Annotated in this window: 16 protein-coding genes and 1 pseudogene; 8 read left to right on the forward strand and 9 right to left on the reverse strand. The window is 39.9% G+C overall.

Annotated features, from left to right (window positions below; translation table 11 throughout):
• The first annotated feature begins 185 nt into the window (after positions 1 to 185).
• Entirely contained in the window at positions 186 to 794 is a 609-nt protein-coding gene (locus tag KME09_00720; protein ID MBW4532439.1) for a Uma2 family endonuclease, read from the forward strand.
• Positions 795 to 850: 56 nt separating this feature from the next.
• Here KME09_00720 and KME09_00725 read toward each other — a convergent pair whose 3' ends face one another.
• Both KME09_00725 and KME09_00730 read right to left on the reverse strand, forming a co-directional pair.
• Positions 851 to 2,431, reverse strand: coding sequence for a B12-binding domain-containing radical SAM protein (locus KME09_00725; protein ID MBW4532440.1), 1,581 nt, complete (start codon positions 2,429 to 2,431; stop codon positions 851 to 853).
• 252 nt (positions 2,432 to 2,683) lie between these two features.
• Entirely contained in the window at positions 2,684 to 3,826 is a 1,143-nt protein-coding gene (locus tag KME09_00730) for a glycosyltransferase (protein MBW4532441.1), read from the reverse strand.
• 130 nt (positions 3,827 to 3,956) lie between these two features.
• Between KME09_00730 and amt the strand changes: the two genes are divergently transcribed.
• Together amt and KME09_00740 are read left to right on the forward strand one after the other, a co-directional pair.
• On the forward strand, positions 3,957 to 6,788 hold the full coding sequence (amt, locus tag KME09_00735) for an ammonium transporter (GenBank protein MBW4532442.1): 2,832 nt from the start codon (positions 3,957 to 3,959) through the stop codon (positions 6,786 to 6,788).
• A 23-nt stretch (positions 6,789 to 6,811) separates the two neighbouring features.
• The gene (locus KME09_00740) at positions 6,812 to 8,275 is read left to right on the forward strand and encodes a response regulator (protein ID MBW4532443.1); all 1,464 of its coding nucleotides are present in this window, start codon (positions 6,812 to 6,814) and stop codon (positions 8,273 to 8,275) included.
• Positions 8,276 to 8,380: 105 nt separating this feature from the next.
• On the opposite strand, the gene KME09_00745 is transcribed toward KME09_00740, so the two are convergent.
• On the reverse strand, positions 8,381 to 9,775 hold the full coding sequence (locus tag KME09_00745; GenBank protein ID MBW4532444.1) for a HAMP domain-containing histidine kinase: 1,395 nt from the start codon (positions 9,773 to 9,775) through the stop codon (positions 8,381 to 8,383).
• A gap of 73 nt (positions 9,776 to 9,848) precedes the next feature.
• Here KME09_00745 and KME09_00750 point away from each other — a divergent pair, with 73 nt between their 5' ends.
• Together KME09_00750 and KME09_00755 are read left to right on the forward strand one after the other, a co-directional pair.
• Entirely contained in the window at positions 9,849 to 10,046 is a 198-nt protein-coding gene (locus KME09_00750) for a DUF751 family protein (protein ID MBW4532445.1), read from the forward strand.
• An 81-nt stretch (positions 10,047 to 10,127) separates the two neighbouring features.
• Positions 10,128 to 10,808, forward strand: a complete 681-nt coding sequence (locus tag KME09_00755; protein MBW4532446.1) for a rhomboid family intramembrane serine protease — start codon at positions 10,128 to 10,130, stop codon at positions 10,806 to 10,808.
• Positions 10,809 to 11,023: 215 nt separating this feature from the next.
• Here the strand turns inward: KME09_00755 and KME09_00760 are convergent, their stop codons facing one another.
• Together KME09_00760 and KME09_00765 are read right to left on the reverse strand one after the other, a co-directional pair.
• The gene (locus KME09_00760) at positions 11,024 to 11,830 is read right to left on the reverse strand and encodes a hypothetical protein (protein ID MBW4532447.1); all 807 of its coding nucleotides are present in this window, start codon (positions 11,828 to 11,830) and stop codon (positions 11,024 to 11,026) included.
• 194 nt (positions 11,831 to 12,024) lie between these two features.
• The gene (locus KME09_00765) at positions 12,025 to 12,507 is read right to left on the reverse strand and encodes a tetratricopeptide repeat protein (protein ID MBW4532448.1); all 483 of its coding nucleotides are present in this window, start codon (positions 12,505 to 12,507) and stop codon (positions 12,025 to 12,027) included.
• Positions 12,508 to 12,554: 47 nt separating this feature from the next.
• Here KME09_00765 and KME09_00770 point away from each other — a divergent pair, with 47 nt between their 5' ends.
• Together KME09_00770 and KME09_00775 are read left to right on the forward strand one after the other, a co-directional pair.
• Entirely contained in the window at positions 12,555 to 13,214 is a 660-nt protein-coding gene (locus KME09_00770; GenBank protein MBW4532449.1) for a hypothetical protein, read from the forward strand.
• A 45-nt stretch (positions 13,215 to 13,259) separates the two neighbouring features.
• On the forward strand, positions 13,260 to 13,415 hold the full coding sequence (locus KME09_00775; GenBank protein ID MBW4532450.1) for a hypothetical protein: 156 nt from the start codon (positions 13,260 to 13,262) through the stop codon (positions 13,413 to 13,415).
• Here KME09_00775 and KME09_00780 read toward each other — a convergent pair.
• Complete coding sequence (locus KME09_00780; GenBank protein MBW4532451.1) at positions 13,387 to 14,673, reverse strand: transposase; 1,287 nt, start codon at positions 14,671 to 14,673, stop codon at positions 13,387 to 13,389. The two genes, KME09_00775 and KME09_00780, sit on opposite strands and share 29 nt — an antisense overlap.
• A gap of 31 nt (positions 14,674 to 14,704) precedes the next feature.
• On the opposite strand from KME09_00780, the pseudogene tnpA reads away from it, so the two are divergent.
• Positions 14,705 to 15,120: pseudogene (gene tnpA, locus KME09_00785) on the forward strand (IS200/IS605 family transposase).
• Positions 15,121 to 15,248: 128 nt separating this feature from the next.
• Here the strand turns inward: tnpA and KME09_00790 are convergent.
• The 3 genes from KME09_00790 to KME09_00800 form a co-directional block, all read right to left on the reverse strand.
• The gene (locus tag KME09_00790) at positions 15,249 to 15,515 is read right to left on the reverse strand and encodes a hypothetical protein (protein ID MBW4532452.1); all 267 of its coding nucleotides are present in this window, start codon (positions 15,513 to 15,515) and stop codon (positions 15,249 to 15,251) included.
• 294 nt (positions 15,516 to 15,809) lie between these two features.
• Positions 15,810 to 15,971 carry a helix-turn-helix transcriptional regulator gene (locus KME09_00795; GenBank protein MBW4532453.1) on the reverse strand — a complete coding sequence of 54 codons (162 nt, stop codon included), beginning with the start codon at positions 15,969 to 15,971 and terminating at the stop codon, positions 15,810 to 15,812.
• 23 nt (positions 15,972 to 15,994) lie between these two features.
• Entirely contained in the window at positions 15,995 to 16,249 is a 255-nt protein-coding gene (locus KME09_00800) for a hypothetical protein (protein MBW4532454.1), read from the reverse strand.
• Between the last annotated feature and the right edge of the window lie 167 nt (positions 16,250 to 16,416).

The following is a 16,416-nucleotide window of genomic DNA, read 5'->3' on the forward strand; positions in this document are numbered from 1 at the left end:
AGTTAGGCGATCGATTAAAATATAACTGAGTATTGAGACATTTTGAATTCAATCTTGGAATTATAGTCCTACGTAACAGCGTTAGGACATCTTTGAAATATTACTTCCTACTTCCTATTTCCTATTTCCTACTTACAAGCCAATTACTATTAATGTCCTAATCTAATTTTGTACGGCTATAAATCATGGTACAAACACCAGCAAAACCAATCACCCTAGATGAGTTTCTTGCCTTACCAGAAACCAAACCCGCTAGCGAATATATCAACGGGAAAATAACTCAAAAACCTCTGCCACCAGGAAAACACAGCACAATCCAAGGAGAACTAATTATTACTCTTAATGGTTCTTTAAAACCTGCAAAAACTGCTCGTGCTTTCCCAGAACTAAGATGCACTTTTGGCGGACGTTCAACTGTACCTGATGTAGCTGTATTTACTTGGGCTAGAATTCCTCGCGACAGCGATGGAGCGATCGCTGATTCTTTTCAGGCTGCACCAGATTGGACAATCGAAATATTATCTCCAGACGGGCGGCTCAAGCTCCCGAATTCGATTCGGGAGACGCGCCCTTATCAAAGTCATACCAGAGTAACTCGAAATATTCTGCACTGTTTAGACAACGGTACACAGTTGGGATGGTTAATCGATCCCAGTGAACAGTCTATCTTTGCCTATTATCCACAACAGCAACCTGCTTTTTTTGAGGATCTTAATGCTGTTTTACCCGTTCCCGATTTTGCCCAGTCGTTTCGGTTAACTTTAGGTGAGCTATTTGGTTGGTTATTAGATTAAAAGAGCGATCGCTTTTGAACTCAAATCAACAGTAATGCGATCGCCTTAGTGCTAACTTAAGCAACTGCATCGAGCTTTTCAGGAGTAGTCTGCTTAAATTCTTGCTCTAAAGCCAAGAATTCTGCTAGTTGTGCTTCAATCTCATCGCGGACAATTTGTCGATATTCCAAGAAGTGTTCATTGTGGGCGCACATGGTTAGATAGTGTTCCCAAACACCAGGGTTATGACGGATGATGCTAAACAAATGATGCCAAAACTTCCAGCGAGTATCTCGTTTAAATCCCTGTCGCCAGACAACAATTGCCAAGGCTCGGAGATCGACCCAAGTAGGCATACTCGAAGGTGCTTGGTGTTTAGGTGTACCGAGTTTGAGAAAGCAGCGATAGACGCGATCTAGATATCTTTTGGGTTCGTATAGTGTCCAAAATGTCTCGATGTATTCTTGGGCAATATCTTCGATGGGACGAGTCGGCACAAAATTCATCAAGGTAGTTTGGTTGATGTCTTTTCTGGTGTTGTCTCGTAAACGATTTTCCTTTTCTAAACGTTCCCACAGAGCAGTTAAGGGTAGGGCTTGCAGCATCCCAAACATGGCTGTGGGAATTGCTGCTTCTTCGACGAAGTTAATAATTCTCGTGCCTGCACCTTTTTTCTCGTTGTCAAAACCAATGATAAACCCAGCCATAGGGCGTAATCCCGCCCGAATCATCTTATCTACCGTGTCGGCAAGGGAACTACGGGTATTTTGAAACTTTTTAGTTAACTGGAGACTAGATTCATCAGGGGTTTCAATCCCCAAGAAGACAGCATTAAAATTACACTGCACCATTAACTCCATTAATTCTTCATCCGCAGCTAAATCAACGGAGGCTTCGGTATTAAAGTCAAAGGGATATTGATGAGCTTCCTGCCACGTTTTCAATTCTTGGAGGAGGAGCTTAACATTACGCTTGTTACCAATAAAATTATCATCCACCATAAAGACTGAACGTCGCCAGCCTAGTTCATAGAGATAGTCTAATTCTTTGAGTAGCTGGGCTGGATCTTTAGTACGGGGTTTACGACCATATAGTACGATAATGTCGCAGAATTCACATTGGAATGGGCAACCGCGAGAAAACTGCACCGACATCGAATCATAAGCATCAAGCTCTAATAAATCATAACGAGGTATAGGAGTGATGGTAACATCAGGCTTTTCAGTGGCGCGGAAAGTACCGCTAGTTTCTCCCCTGGCGATCGCTTCGACAAATAAGGGCAATGTAATTTCTCCCTCATCTAGAATTAAGAAATCCGCCCCCGCAGCTTTAGGTTCATCGGGTAAGGAGGTAGAATATGGCCCGCCAACTGCAACTAATTTATCTCGTCTTTTAGCTTCGGCAATTTGCTCCAACATGTCTTGTTTCTGCACGATCATGGCAGAGAAAATGACCAGATCGGCCCATGCCCATTCCGCTTCCGTGACATCTCTGATATTGCGATCGACCAGCTTAAACTCCCATTCTTGAGGCAGAATTGCTGCCACGGTGAGCATTCCCAAAGGGGGCAATAATACTTTGCGATCGACTAGTTCGAGGATTTTGTCATAAGACCAAAAGGTTTGAGGAAAGACGGGATAAATTAATAAGGCACGCATTCAAGACTAATCCTCACATTTTGGATAATACATTTTGGAGACTACATTGTATATGAAGAGAATGTAATCTGTGTTTTTTAGCTAATCCGAGAAACCAACACCAACCGACAGCGGATTTTTGATTTAGGTAATGGTGTGAAGATCACTGGCATGATAACTATGAAAATGCCCCCACGAATTCTTTTGCTTGGTTATCAATATTTTGATATTTGATCCCCCCTTAGAAAGGGAGATTATTGAGAAATATATTAATCAATCATAAGTTCTTCCTTTCCAAGCTCCACCCTGACCTTGATAGTATTTAAGTGCAGAATCAATGGTCATCAGAGTATACAGAAAAGCGATCGCTGGTAATAACCCCGCCCAAGCTGGAGATATTTGATAGAGTTTGATAGTTGGTAAATAAGCCCAGATCATTAACAACCAGGTAACAGTGGAGATGCTAAATCCTAGCCAGTTACTGGTGACTAGTCCCCAAGCCATACTAATCGGGGCAATTAAATAAATTATCACCATGCCGATTACAGTACCTGCTAATAGTAGAGGAGAATAATTTAGCTGAGTATAGGCAGTGCGGGCAATAGTATCCCAAATTACTTTGAGATTATCGTACCCACGTAGGCTAATAGTAGTTTCACTCAAGCCCAAGTAAATATTTTTACCAGTAGATTTTACAGCTTGAGCCAGGCTACAGTCATCAATGAGCGCATCTTTAATGCTAGCAATACCACCAATTTTAGTTAAAGCTTCGTTACTAATTAAAACGCAGCCTCCCGCCGCAGCAGCCATCGATCGCTTGGGATCGTTAACCCAGGCAAAAGGATAAAGCTTTTGAAAAAAGAAGACAAAGGCGGGAATTAATAATTTTTCCCAAAAACTCTGACAGCGCAGCAAAACCATTAAAGAAACTAGATCTAAATCTTCTGTTTCTGCCTTAGTCACTAGCTGAGTCAAATTATGCAAGTCGTGTTGAATGTCTGCGTCGGTAAACAGCCAATAATCGGGCGTATTAGCTGGAGTGGAGACAGATTCAATTCCCTGGTGCATTGCCCAGAGTTTACCTTTCCAACCTGTAACCAGAGGCTTGCCAGCAATTACTGTTAGGCGATCGCTTTTACCTAGTTGAGTGGCAGTGGAAAGAGCAATTTCGGTAGTGCGATCGCCACTATTGTCATCCACTAAGACAACAGAAAACTGACCAGCGTAATCTTGATTTAATAAAGAAGTTAAACTAGCTGCTATTACTTCGACCTCATTTCTGGCAGGTACAACGGCGCAAACAGTGGGGTAGTCATTTAATCCTTGAGAGTTAGCCAGACGACAATCTGCACGCCAAAAATTCCCCCAGAACAGTAATAAAAATAACCAAATACTCAAAGAAAAAATAGCACCCATGATGATTATCACTGGCTTACCCTCCCTTGCCCAGAAAAACTACAGAAAAACTAAATTTCATTAATTCCAGATATAAGAGATATAAAGAAGAATATCAAATTAACATTTCATCTTGTTCCTGAAATTAGCAATGTCGATCGACTCTAACTCTCTTTGGTTGATATTTAATACTTTTCTGGTTTTTGTGATGCAGCCAGGATTTATGTGTTTGGAATCGGGGTTAACCCGCGCGAAAAATAGTATCAATGTGGCAATCAAAAATCTCCTTGACCTGGGTATTTCGATTTTGCTTTTTTGGGCTGTGGGTTATGGCATCATCTTTGGGACTTCGATCGCAGGGATTTTTGGCTGGGATCATTTTTTCTTTAATCCTGAAGCTTTTTCCTCTGGGGAAATGGTATTTTTCCTCTTCCAAATGATGTTTTGTAGTACTGCCACCACGATCGTTTCTGGTGCTAGCGCCGAGAGACTCAAGTTTCACAGTTATGTAATCGTCACCGCGATCATTTCAGGCTTAATCTATCCTTGTGTGGCTCATTGGATTTGGCATAGTAACGGTTTTACTGATGGTTTTGGCTATTTAGAACAGTTAGGTTTTATTGATGTTGCTGGTGCGACAGTGGTTCATAGTGTCGGTGGTTGGGTTTCTTTGGCAGTTATCTTAGTTATTGGGCCAAGGACAGGAAGATTCGATCGCTCTAGTAGCTCTAGTAAATTTCGGGAAATTTATGCTTCTAACCTACCTTTATCAGTTTTAGGGGTGATGCTGATTTGGCTGGGATGGTTGGGTTTTAATGCTGGCAGCGTGACTCCTGAAGTAACTAGCGTGGCTTTAACTGTCCTCAATACTCTGCTGGCTGGTGCAGCAGGAATGCTCTGTACTGGTTTTATTGGTTGGCAAAAATTAAAAACTAATAAGGCTGAAGTTTTAATTAATGGTTCGCTAGCGGGTTTGGTTTCTATTACTGGCGTTTGTAATGCCGTTCATCCCGTAGTGGCGATCGCCATTGGTGCAGTAGGAGGCGCAGTTATGCTGCTGGTCAGCTCTGGGCTAGTCTACTGGCGCATTGATGATGCGGTGGATGCTATTCCTGTTCATTTGGGGGGTGGTATTTGGGGGACTATAGCAGTGGCACTGGTGGGCAATCCAGATGCGCTTAATTCTGAATTGAGTCCAGTTGGTCAGTTACTGGTACAGCTATGGGGGATTATCATCTGTGGTTTGTGGGCGTTTGGGGTGACTTGGATTTTACTCCAGCTAATTAACCGTTTGATGCCGTTACGAGTTTCTCTAGCTGATGAAGATCGTGGCTTAAATATTTCGGAACACTATGCTAAAAGTGCGGTGTATGAAATGCTGCGGGTCATGGAGCGTCAAGCAATTGAGCGAGATCTTAGTTTACGAGTTCCTGAAGAACCTTTTACAGAAATTGGTTATGTCGCCAAACATTATAATCAGGTAATAGATTCCCTGGAAGCTTCCCATCAACAGCTTCAGCAATTTAACACCGAGTTAGAACAGAAAGTGAAGCAACGTACGGCTGAATTATCTACTGCCAAAGAGAAAGCCGAGGTAGCTAACCAGGCTAAGAGTACTTTTATTGCCAATATGAGTCATGAACTGAGAACTCCCCTCAACGCCATTATTGGTTTTGCGCAATTGATGGCTGGCAATCAAACTTTACCCAGGGAAGAACAAAGACAGATCGGTATTATCAATCGTAGTGGGGAACACTTACTATCCTTGATTAACAATGTGCTAGACCTTTCCAAAATGGAGGCAGAGCAATTAGATTTAACCATTAGTCAGTTCGATCTTGATGCTTTGCTTAACGATTTAAAGCAGATGTTTAGTCTTAAAGCTGCTAACGCTAATCTAAAGCTAGATTTTATGGTTCATCCTGATACACCACGCTATGTTTTGGCAGATCAGGGCAAACTACGCCAGATTTTAATTAACTTACTCAATAATGCGCTCAAGTTTACTAGTCAAGGAAGAGTTGCTCTCAGGATCTTACCTACTTTAGCCAGCAAACCAGATGAACCGACAGTACTAGCTTTTGAGGTAGAAGATACGGGAGAAGGGATTGCACCTGAAGAACTAGAACATCTGTTTCAGCCTTTTAGCCAAACTCAATCAGGTAGAAAAGCTCAGGAAGGTACAGGGTTGGGACTAACCATCAGTCGTAAATTTGTGCAGTTGATGGGGGGCGATCTCAAAGTGCAATCGGTGGTCAATCGGGGCAGTATTTTTAGTTTTAAGATTCAAGTGCAAATCGTGGCTTTAGAGCAAATTGCCCCAGCAAAAACTGCTCCTCAAGAAATCATTGCCCTAGCGCCGAATCAACCCCAACCGCGAATTTTAATCGTGGACGATCGCGAACTTAATCGCGAACTATTAGTCAATATACTTCAGCCACTGGGTTTTGCTCTCTGTACCGCAGTTGATGGCGATGAAGCGATCGCTATTTGGCAATCTTGGCAACCAGATTTGATCTTGATGGATCTGAGGATGCCTCATCTGAATGGCGAAAAGGCAATTGAAATAATTAAAAGCGATCGCACTTCTACTACTAAAATTATTGCATTAACCGCTAGCGCTCTAGAAACAGAACGAGTAAGTATTATGGCTCTAGGCTGTGATGATTTTATACGCAAACCATTCAAAACCGACGATCTGTTATTAATGATGACGAAGCATTTAGGCTTGTGCTATACCTATGCAAGCAATACTGTAGATTTACCCTTACCGCCACTCACTTTAAATGACCAAGCTTTCGAGAAGATATCCAATCAATTATTATTAGAACTTCAGCAGTCGATCATGGCAATTGATCTAGCTAAAATTGAGCAGATTACTCAGCAGATCGCCCAGGAAAATGAACTATTAGCTCAGGCAATTGAGCAACATATTAGTAATTTTGAATACGAGCATATTTTGAACTTATTACCTTTTAATTAGCATTATTTCAGGAAAATTAACGAGTGAAAAAATTAATGGCAGCTAAGGAGTTGAACAACATCCTGATTGTGGATGACACTCCTCAAAATTTACATTTGCTGGTGGATCTTCTGACTAACTATGACTACCAAGTTAGACCTGTGCCAAACGGTAAGTTAGCTCTCTCCGCAGCCGAGATTAATCCGCCCGATCTGATTCTCTTAGATATTATGATGCCTGACCTTAATGGTTATGAGGTCTGTAAACAGCTGAAAACTAATCCTAAAACTAAAGACATCCCCATCATTTTTATCAGTGCGGGGAATGAAGCGGTAGATAAGGTTAAGGCTTTTGCGATTGGTGGTGCTGACTATATTAACAAGCCGTTTCAGATCCATGAAGTGTTGATGCGGATTAAAAATCAGCTGGTGGTCAAAAGCCTCCAACAACAGTTAAGAGCCAAAAATGAGCAGTTGAAACAAACTATCATTCAACTCAAAGCCAGCCAGAAACAAGAGTTTGAGTCGCAAAAACAGCTAGCCTTAGCTAAAATCACCTCTGGCATTAGCCAGCAGATCGACAACCCCATAGCGGAAATTAACCATACTCTCGCTCAAATCAGACAGTTTGGTCAGGCTACCCTCGAAAACCTTCCTATTTTTCTGGCTAAAATTTCTCCTCAACAGCAAAAATATTTTGCCTCACTGTTAAAACAGTCTCAAAATAACCAAATTAATCCTCTGCTATCAAATCTCAAAAGACAAGAGTTAAAGAATCAGCTTGTAACTAAGTTAGCTAGATTTCAAATTCAAGAAACAGCTAAAATTGCCGATACATTAATTGAACTGGGCTTTAATGAGGAAATAGAAGACTTTATGCCTCTATTTGCCAGTGAAAACTATTGGGAAATCTTCGATCATGCCTGTCTAATTATTAACCTGCATCAGAACATTAATCACATTACTGACTCAACGGTTAAAGTTAGTAACATAATTTCGGCTTTTGAAGACTATTCAGACTATAGCTACAGTAAATCTCCTAAACGCTTGGCTAATCTAGAAAATACCCTAGCTAAAGCCCTCAGTTTACTTGCCCCTAATTTACCCTCTGGAGTGCAAATCATTAAACGCTATAGCCCAGTTTCAACTATTAGCTGTTACCCTGAAGCACTGCAACAAGCCTGGTTTCATTTGATCCAGAATGCGATCGAAGCAATTGGTACTCATGGCATACTCACGATTAATCTTTACCAGCAGCAAGACTATCTCATGGTGGAGATTATTGATACAGGAGAAAGTATTAATCCAGAAATATTAGATAAACTCTGCGATCCATTTTTCACAACTAAATCCGCACAGGGCAAAGTTGGTTTAGGACTGGCGATCGCCAAGCAAATTATTGAGCAACATAATGGTAGCATTGCTGTTCAACTACTGGCGGAAAAAATGACCCTGCCAGGAAATACCAAGTTTACAATTTCTTTGCCTCTGTCTGTCAATCAGATTTAGTATTACATCAAGTATGGATAATAACTTTAAATAGAGTGATTCCCCAAGTCCCCAAGTCCCCAAGTCCCTAAATTAAAACATTTAACTGTTCATCCGAACCTGATATTACTTAAGACTTTGGGGAAGGGTAATAGTGAAAGTTGTTCCCTGTCCTAAGACGCTTTCTACAGTAATATTTCCCTGATGATTTTCCACAATGGCTTTGGTGATCGCTAGTCCTAAACCCGCACCTGTAGAGGTGTTTATTTGACGCTGGGGAGAATGAGCAGGATCGGCACGATAGAAGCGATCGAAGATATGGGGTAATCCTGCTTCGGGGATACCCTGACCATTATCTTTAACTTTAACCTCTAGTTCATATTGACTATGAGCTTCGCGGACTCTGATCGATTTGCTTGTCGGTTTGATTAAGGCTAATTGCACTTCCACGGAGGCTTCTTTGGTCTCATGCCATTCGCTATGCTCGATCGCATTAGCAATCAGATTAGTAAATAAACGAGATAAGTAATCCCAGTCGCCTTGAACGGTAAAAATATCTTCCTCATTGAAATTTTTAGCAAGATTTTCGACCATATTTTCTGGTTCGACAATGCGCAAAGAAAGAAATAATCCCTTTTGAGTAGCAGCAATGCGCTGTTCTTCAATTACATCGATTAAAAGGGCATCTAAAGGCACGGCTTGCCAGTCTAGTTCGGCGATTCCACTATCCGTACGGGCTAAAAATAATAAGTCATTAACTAATCTGCCCAATTTTTGAGTCAGACGTTCAATAATCTGTAATTGTCTTTGCTGTAGCTGAGGTTCGGCTTCTGGATAAGCTAACGCCATCTGGACATTGGTTTGGATCGTAGCAATCGGATTGCGTAATTCATGGGAAGCGTCGGCGGTAAACTGCTTCAGACTAGAATAAGATACCTGTATCGGCTCGATCGCAATCCCCGATAAAAACCAGCCAATTCCACCCACGGAAAGAATCATCAGGCTGATACCAATGATCAGATCCCTGGTTAGCTGATGAATCGGCTTGGTCACTTCAAACCAGGGATGACTCACCCGCAAATAGCCTAAAACCCGATGTTCTAACTCAACTTTCTGTACAATCTGGCGAAAAATGCGATCGCCCGTTAAATAAACCGTCTCACCAGTACGATTAGGATGAAGAGGGTAGTCAATCGGCTGGGCAAAAGTAGACCACAATAGCTGTTGCTGAGGATTAAACCATTCCAAGTCAATATGATCGTCTTCTAAATGCTCGACATTCTGATTAAAGCTAGCATCAATATTCACGCCATATCTACCCTTTGTCTCTGCTAGAGGCTGAATTACTAACGAGCGATCAATTACTTCAACCACATGCTTTAAAGTGTCATCAATGCGATCGACTAAAGTCGTGCGGACATAAAAATATACGCCGATCGCAAATAACAAGAGCAACACTGCCGTTACTGCGGTGTACCACAAGGCTAACCGACGACGAGTAGACTGAAATAGTAAGTTCATTTACAGAAGGTTGATTGTTAATTGTTTAATATTGAATAATGAATAAAATATAAGACTTTTTTTATTTAAAGTAATGCAAGACTTTATTCAAAACGTTTCTCGCTATCCGCGCTATCTCATTAGCTTTTCTTTGGGCATTTTCTGGTTTTTCCTCCAGCAACTAAGACCATTTCTCAAAAATCCCGTAACAGCGATCGCTTTAGTTGGTTTCTTTGTCGGTGGCTTCTCTCTCCTCTACCTAACCCTCGAAGCAATGTTGGGCATTAGTTAATCATAAATTTAGAAGCTAATAGCTGATAGCTGATAGCTAAAAAATAAATACTCAACAAAACTAGTTTGCCTTCAGCTAATTATGATTCCAATTCATGACGAGAATCCTACCTACGGTACGCCGATTGTAGTTTATGCTTTAATCGCCATTAACGTGGTGGTTTTTCTGCACCAAATAACTTTAGGTGCTGGATTAGATGGTTTTATGCAACTTTATGCTGTAATTCCTCAACAGTTGACCGCTAGTTTTGATGGTATACCGATTAATCAGCCTGTACCAGAGATTTTAACTTTAATTACCTCCCAATTTCTCCACGGAGGATTAATGCATATAGGCGGAAATATGCTGTTTCTCTGGACTTTTGGCGATAATATTGAACAGGATTTAGGTCACTTCAAGTTTCTCTTGTTTTATCTAACTTGCGGAGTTTTAGCTGGTTTGACTCATTGGTTTTTTGGTATGCAGTCGGGAGTCCCTACAATTGGGGCAAGTGGCGCGATCGCTGGAGTTATGGGAGCATATTTAATTAAGTATCCTAGAGCCAAAATTGTTACTTTACTGCCATTATTTATCATCTTTACGACAGTACGTATTCCTGCCATCTACTTTCTCGGCTTTTGGTTTGTTCAGCAAGCATTGAGTAGCGTAGCATCACTAGGAATGCCTCAAGCTGCTGGAGTGGCGTATTGGGCGCACGCTGGGGGATTTGTCTTCGGGGCTATTTTGGGGCCAATGTTAGGTTTAATGAGCGATCGTAAATGATTACTGATTACTGAAATTGTATTCCTGTGGTGTTACTAATTTTGTGGGCATCAAGCAAATTTCAAATGTTGCAAGATCATTAGCTTAGTTGCCCACCCTACTACTTATTACCTATCGTTAATTTTAAGATTTTCTCTGCCTTGTTAATAAAATACTCTGCTTGAGATTGAAATATTTTTGCCATTACATGGTTGATTATTAGATAATTATAAAAACTATTTGATAAATCGATTCATATATCTAACAGCTTCTTCCTTACCCGAATAAGAATCATAATATGATATGAGCGGAATCAAAGTCCCCGCTTTAAATTTAAAAGTTATTCTGCTAGTTGTGGTGTCCATGCCATCACTAGTTTCTAACAACACTTTTTCCAAATCTTTTAATGAATAATTAACTATTTGCTTGCCAAATAATCTTTTGCGTTCAATCGCTAATTCTTTGGTTTTATGGGACAGAGTACAAGTAATGTCAGTTTTTGTTATCCAAATAATCATACCAACTAAGGTAAAGAAGAAGGCTAAACCAAAACCTGTAAACACTACATCATCATTTTTCTCTTTAAGTTTTAATATTTTTTTATTGTTATTGTTTATAAATTCATTTAATTGAATTGTATTTTGTTGCCATTGCTTATAGTGATAATCGCTAGGATGACGTACTAAAACTATTTCTTCTACATTTGTTGCCAATACTGCTTGATACTCAGGTTGATTTGCCTTATCGTTATATCTTTTTACTATTGCTGCATGAGGAAGATCTGCAAATAAAATATTTTGTTCTCTTTTAATTCCTAAAAAATTTGTATTTAAAAGTTTACAACTAACAACTTCACTCTTTGATGTGAACTTTTCACAAGACAAAGTAGTTGAATAAGTAGTAGTTATAGTAAATAAAAAGAGAAATAAAGTCAATCCAATCAAAGCTAACGTAAACAGGTGAACCAAAACAGGATTGACACGCAAGATCAATTCTTCTTCAGTTAGTTTAATAATATTAATTCTTGAAAATAAAACTTTCATTACATTCTTAAGCACACTTAATTTAATTTCAATAACACTACACAATCCAAAAGCTGTTTGATTAGCGATCGCTTTTTTGAGTGTTGGTGTATCCTTGACATTAACAACCTCTAATTCAAAGGTATTAAAAGAATGGATAGCAGCAGAAATTAGAGATTTTATCGCAGATTATCAACAAAAAAACTACACTGATATTATTTAAAGTTTTTAATTTCATCTTGAACTTGTTTATATTTAATCAGATCTCCTTGCTGTTTATATAAAACTGCTGCTCGATTAAAATTTTCACCAGCTTGAAACCTATCATTTAATACACAATATATTAATCCTTTATACCAGTAAGCATCTGCATATTCTTGATTAATGGTAGTAGTTTTATTCAAATCTACAAGAGCTAAAGTAAAATTATCCATTGAATAATATACAATTCCACGAGCGAAACATGACTCAAATAAATTAGGATTTATTTCTAATGCTCGATTAAAATCTTTAATTGCTGCTTCTTTTTGTTCTAAATTAAAGAGTATGCCACCTCTATTGTGATATGCTGCTGCCAAATTTGGATTGATTAAAATAGCTTGTGAAAAATCATCAATTGCTTTTTTGAACTGTCCAAAGTCTTTATAAATTAAGCCTCTATTATAATACCTATGCCTTACCCATAAGTGCTGAAACATAAGCAAAACCAGCTACTCTAGCTAAAAAAGTAGAAAAGAGATTAAATATGTTGCAATCATGGGCAAGCGAAGAACTTAAACATGCTACGCTACCAGACAAAAGATTGAATAAGAGATTAATCAAGATTGTCGAAAACTTGGCTCAACAACCTCATGCCAGTATTCCACAAGCAAGTGGGGATTGGGCAAATACAAAAGCCACTTATAATTTTGGGAAATCCGAACGAATAGAGGCTGGAGCGATAATTGAGGCACATCAGAAACAAGTAGCAAAGAGAGCCTCAAAAGAAGAAATCATCTTAGCAATACAAGATACGAGCGACTTTAACTTCACCCATCATCAGGCAAAAACTGAATCACAAGGATTTGGTCTGACCTGCGCTCAGAAATATGTCAGAGAATTGAAAGTTCATTCTCTAATGGTATCAACGACTCAAGGAGTACCGTTGGGAATTCTAGAGCAACAAATATGGACTAGAGCAGTTGAACAGAAAAAGAATCAGAAGACACAAAAAAGCATTTTCAACAAAGAAAGCAAACGATGGCTAACAAATCTAGTCAGTGCGGAATTAGCAATTCCATCAACCACGACAGTCGTAACAGTTACCGATAGAGAGGGAGATATCTATGATTTGTTTGCTCTTGATAGAGAACCAAATTCTGAATTATTGATTAGAGCCAAACATATGCGAAGCGGTATCCTTTAGGACAATCGAAGAGTCAATCGTGAACTCAAATTCATCAAACAAGCAATGAAACGAGTTCCTGATGCTGGTCAATTAAAAATTTTCGTTCCTCGTCAAGATGAGCAAAAATCTCGAACCGCTAATCTCACAATTCGTTATGCTAAGGGTATGACGGGTAATGAACTACTCACGGCTACTCCGCTTCGCTGCGTTGAGCCATGAGTTTCTGACGCTTCACCTGAGCTAGTTGCTGAAAACCTCCGCAGTATTTCACGTTGGGATTACCAGTAGAGCTAGACTCATCGGCAGTCTTAAACGAGGACAGTTCCTGCCCACGCGCCCAAGTTAAACATACTTGAGCCGAGTTTATGTCACGATCTTCGGTATGACCACACTCTTGATTGGAGCAAATGTGCATTCTATCGGACAACGTTTTCTTCGTTATCTTCCAACATACATTGCATCGTTGAGTCGGTTTTAACGAGCGAGTTGGAGCTTCCAGATATATAGCACCAGCGTCATTTGCCTTATATTTAATTGCCTGTTTTAGCATTCCAATTCCAACATCTAGCATCGAACGGTTAAGCCCTGTTTTTTGACGTTTACGTTTGCTACCCTTGAGGGCTTTGCGCGTCATATTTTTAATCTGGAGTTTTTCAGTGGCAATGAGGCTATTACAGCTAACTATGTCTACTGCCTGATGATGAACCCAATTTTGACGCTTGTTTGCTATCTTTCTTTTAAGCTTGGCTAGATGTGATTGAATTTTCTTCCATCGTCTAGATGCCTTGATTTTCCTTTTCTCTGGTTTTCTTTTCCTCCTTAACTGCTTAGATATTTTGTTGATTTGGGACTGGGCTTCTTTAAGAAACTTGGGAGGCTCAATTTGACTGCCATTACTATCAGCAATCGCAGTCTTGCAGCCAAAGTCCAATCCTATAGCACCATTGCCTGTTTTTCTCTCAGGAACACAGACAATAGTGATACTGGCATACCATTTGTTATTTCTGTACACAATGGTAACGGTAGTTGGCTTCCCCCAAGTCCTTGCCTGACCGCGCATTTGAATTTTGCACTTCAAGTCAGTTAACTCAAGATACCCGTTTTTGCCGTTGCTGTGTATCTTAAATCCCTGTCTTGGATCAGGATAAGTCCATCCAGAATAACGTCTGATTGACTTGAATTTAGGATACTTAGCTAATCCCTGAAAAAACCGTACAAAAGCAAAATCAACTCTTTTCAAAGTTGCTTGAAGAGATCCAGCGTTTAACTCTAGATATTCAGTCCAAGTTTGCTTAAATCCAGGCAGGGAGGCTTGCTGCTCAAAGTAGTCTACAGAATGACCAAGCTTTCTGTATTGAGTAATTCTGTTAGACACCGCACCGTTATAGACATATGCGTGCATACGTCGCCAGTCAAACAGCTTTTTAAGCTGACTGGTAGACGGATATAAGCGATAGGTAATACGGCGTGTTAACATATTTATTTACTTGACCTATATGTAGTATATCATGAAGCCACACAAAGGATCTCACTCTGTTTACTCAATTCACCTGCACTTAGTTTTGGTAACAAAATACAGAAAAAAGTCATTACCTCAGACATGATGCGCGTAATGTCCGAGGTATTCCAGAGAATCTGTAAAGCTAAAAAAAGCACGATGATTGAGTTCGACGGAGAGAGCGACCATTGCCACCTTTTGATCGATCTTCATCCAGATAACAATATTTCCCAGTTAGTTGCTAGCTTGAAAAGTGCATCTAGTCGCATACTACGTAAAGAGTTTGCAAATCAAATCAATCAGGTTTACTGGAAACCTGTGTTTTGGTCTGGTTCGTACTATATTTCTAGCAGTGGAGGCGTAACAATAGAGCGTTTAAGAAAGTATATCGATCAGCAATCGGCTATGCCGATTCGCCGTTCGTAGAACGTCGGAACGCTCCAGCGTTCAGTCCGAAATAACTAATCTACGAGGCATCGAGCGACGCGAAGCTGACGGACGCGCTAGCTAATCCGTGATAGACGAGCTTGCGAGCTAACCCTTTAGGGAATCCTTTAGGACTCTTGATTAGTAAGGCGGCTTTTGGGTAAGAATCTTCTTGCCCAAAACGCGCCGTGCGCTATCCCTCCCCACCCTATCTCCACTTCGTTGCGATTGAGGGTGGGGACACTCGCGAAGAAGTTGTAAGGTTTTCTATATTCCACACCTACTTTGGCTAATACAGATTTCCAAGCTCGATTTCTAAAATTGTGATCATCTATCGGATTGCCTTTACAGGATGTAAAAACAGGTTGGTCTAAATCCAAATTTTCAGATTTCATTGATAGCAAGAGAGATTGAAGTCCAGATGTCAGTGTGATAGTTCTGGCTATATTGGTTTTAGTTGACTTTCTAACTCCTCTACTCAAGCTTTCACCAATCCAGACTAACGACAAAACCCTCTCTGTGAGAAGGTTTTAATTAGATCGGAGCGACGGGATTTGAACCCATGACCCCCACTACCCCAAAGTGAAAAAATAGTTTTTGTATAGGTTGTATAAATAGGGTTTTAGCTATTGACAATAACCTTGTCTACCAATTTTCTACCAATTTTTGCTTTGTTAAAATATGTAAATTCAAGATTTCAGCAGAATATGAGTCTCTTGAATTTTGATATTTAAGACTTCTGCAACTACTGCTATACGCTGAAACCCAGCCGAACTATATTGATTAGCTTCATCTCTTTGAACTTGCTGTTCTTTAACTCCCATTTTCTCCGCTAGTTCTTTTTGGGTCATACCCAGAGCAATTCTGGCTCTAATTAGAAGCTATTGGTAATTCTTGAATTTGATGTAATCTTAATCGGTGTTTGTTGTTGCTTCAAAGCATCATATTCCTCAATTTCTTCTCTTAAGCTGTCGATCGCAATTTGCAAGCCCTTCTTACGTGATGAAAACTGTCGAGAGTGCAAAGTATCTTTAATTTGGAACAGTTCTGCTAATGCCTGTTCTAAGTCTTTGAGTTTATTTTGAGTTACTTTATACTGATGTTCGTTTTGAATCACTATTATCTTCATTTTATTTAAGTAAATCTCTAGGATCTAGAGCGATAATCCCTCTGAGATTACCATTTCTATAATTGGCGAAGCCTAGCCGTCCTAAAGGACGACGCGAAGCTAGTCCTAAAGGATAAGCTTCGCAAATGCGACACGAAGTTAGTCCTTTAGGGCTTTAGCATACCGCT

The sequence above is a fragment of the Pleurocapsa minor HA4230-MV1 genome (genome assembly GCA_019359095.1).
GTDB classification, from domain to species: Bacteria; Cyanobacteriota; Cyanobacteriia; order Cyanobacteriales; family Xenococcaceae; genus Waterburya; species Waterburya minor.

Bases quoted from the DNA above. Each gene is read 5' to 3' on its own strand.
- KME09_00720 (MBW4532439.1), top strand. From the start codon at position 186: ATGGTACAAACACCAGCAAAACCAATCACCCTAGATGAGTTTCTTGCC.
- KME09_00725 (MBW4532440.1), bottom strand. From the start codon at position 2,431: ATGCGTGCCTTATTAATTTATCCCGTCTTTCCTCAAACCTTTTGGTCT.
- KME09_00730 (MBW4532441.1), bottom strand. From the start codon at position 3,826: ATGGGTGCTATTTTTTCTTTGAGTATTTGGTTATTTTTATTACTGTTC.
- amt (MBW4532442.1), top strand. From the start codon at position 3,957: ATGTCGATCGACTCTAACTCTCTTTGGTTGATATTTAATACTTTTCTG.
- KME09_00745 (MBW4532444.1), bottom strand. From the start codon at position 9,775: ATGAACTTACTATTTCAGTCTACTCGTCGTCGGTTAGCCTTGTGGTAC.
- KME09_00750 (MBW4532445.1), top strand. From the start codon at position 9,849: ATGCAAGACTTTATTCAAAACGTTTCTCGCTATCCGCGCTATCTCATT.
- KME09_00755 (MBW4532446.1), top strand. From the start codon at position 10,128: ATGATTCCAATTCATGACGAGAATCCTACCTACGGTACGCCGATTGTA.
- KME09_00760 (MBW4532447.1), bottom strand. From the start codon at position 11,830: ATGAAAGTTTTATTTTCAAGAATTAATATTATTAAACTAACTGAAGAA.
- KME09_00765 (MBW4532448.1), bottom strand. From the start codon at position 12,507: ATGTTTCAGCACTTATGGGTAAGGCATAGGTATTATAATAGAGGCTTA.
- KME09_00770 (MBW4532449.1), top strand. From the start codon at position 12,555: ATGTTGCAATCATGGGCAAGCGAAGAACTTAAACATGCTACGCTACCA.
- KME09_00775 (MBW4532450.1), top strand. From the start codon at position 13,260: ATGAAACGAGTTCCTGATGCTGGTCAATTAAAAATTTTCGTTCCTCGT.
- KME09_00780 (MBW4532451.1), bottom strand. From the start codon at position 14,673: ATGTTAACACGCCGTATTACCTATCGCTTATATCCGTCTACCAGTCAG.
- KME09_00790 (MBW4532452.1), bottom strand. From the start codon at position 15,515: ATGAAATCTGAAAATTTGGATTTAGACCAACCTGTTTTTACATCCTGT.
- KME09_00795 (MBW4532453.1), bottom strand. From the start codon at position 15,971: ATGACCCAAAAAGAACTAGCGGAGAAAATGGGAGTTAAAGAACAGCAA.
- KME09_00800 (MBW4532454.1), bottom strand. From the start codon at position 16,249: ATGAAGATAATAGTGATTCAAAACGAACATCAGTATAAAGTAACTCAA.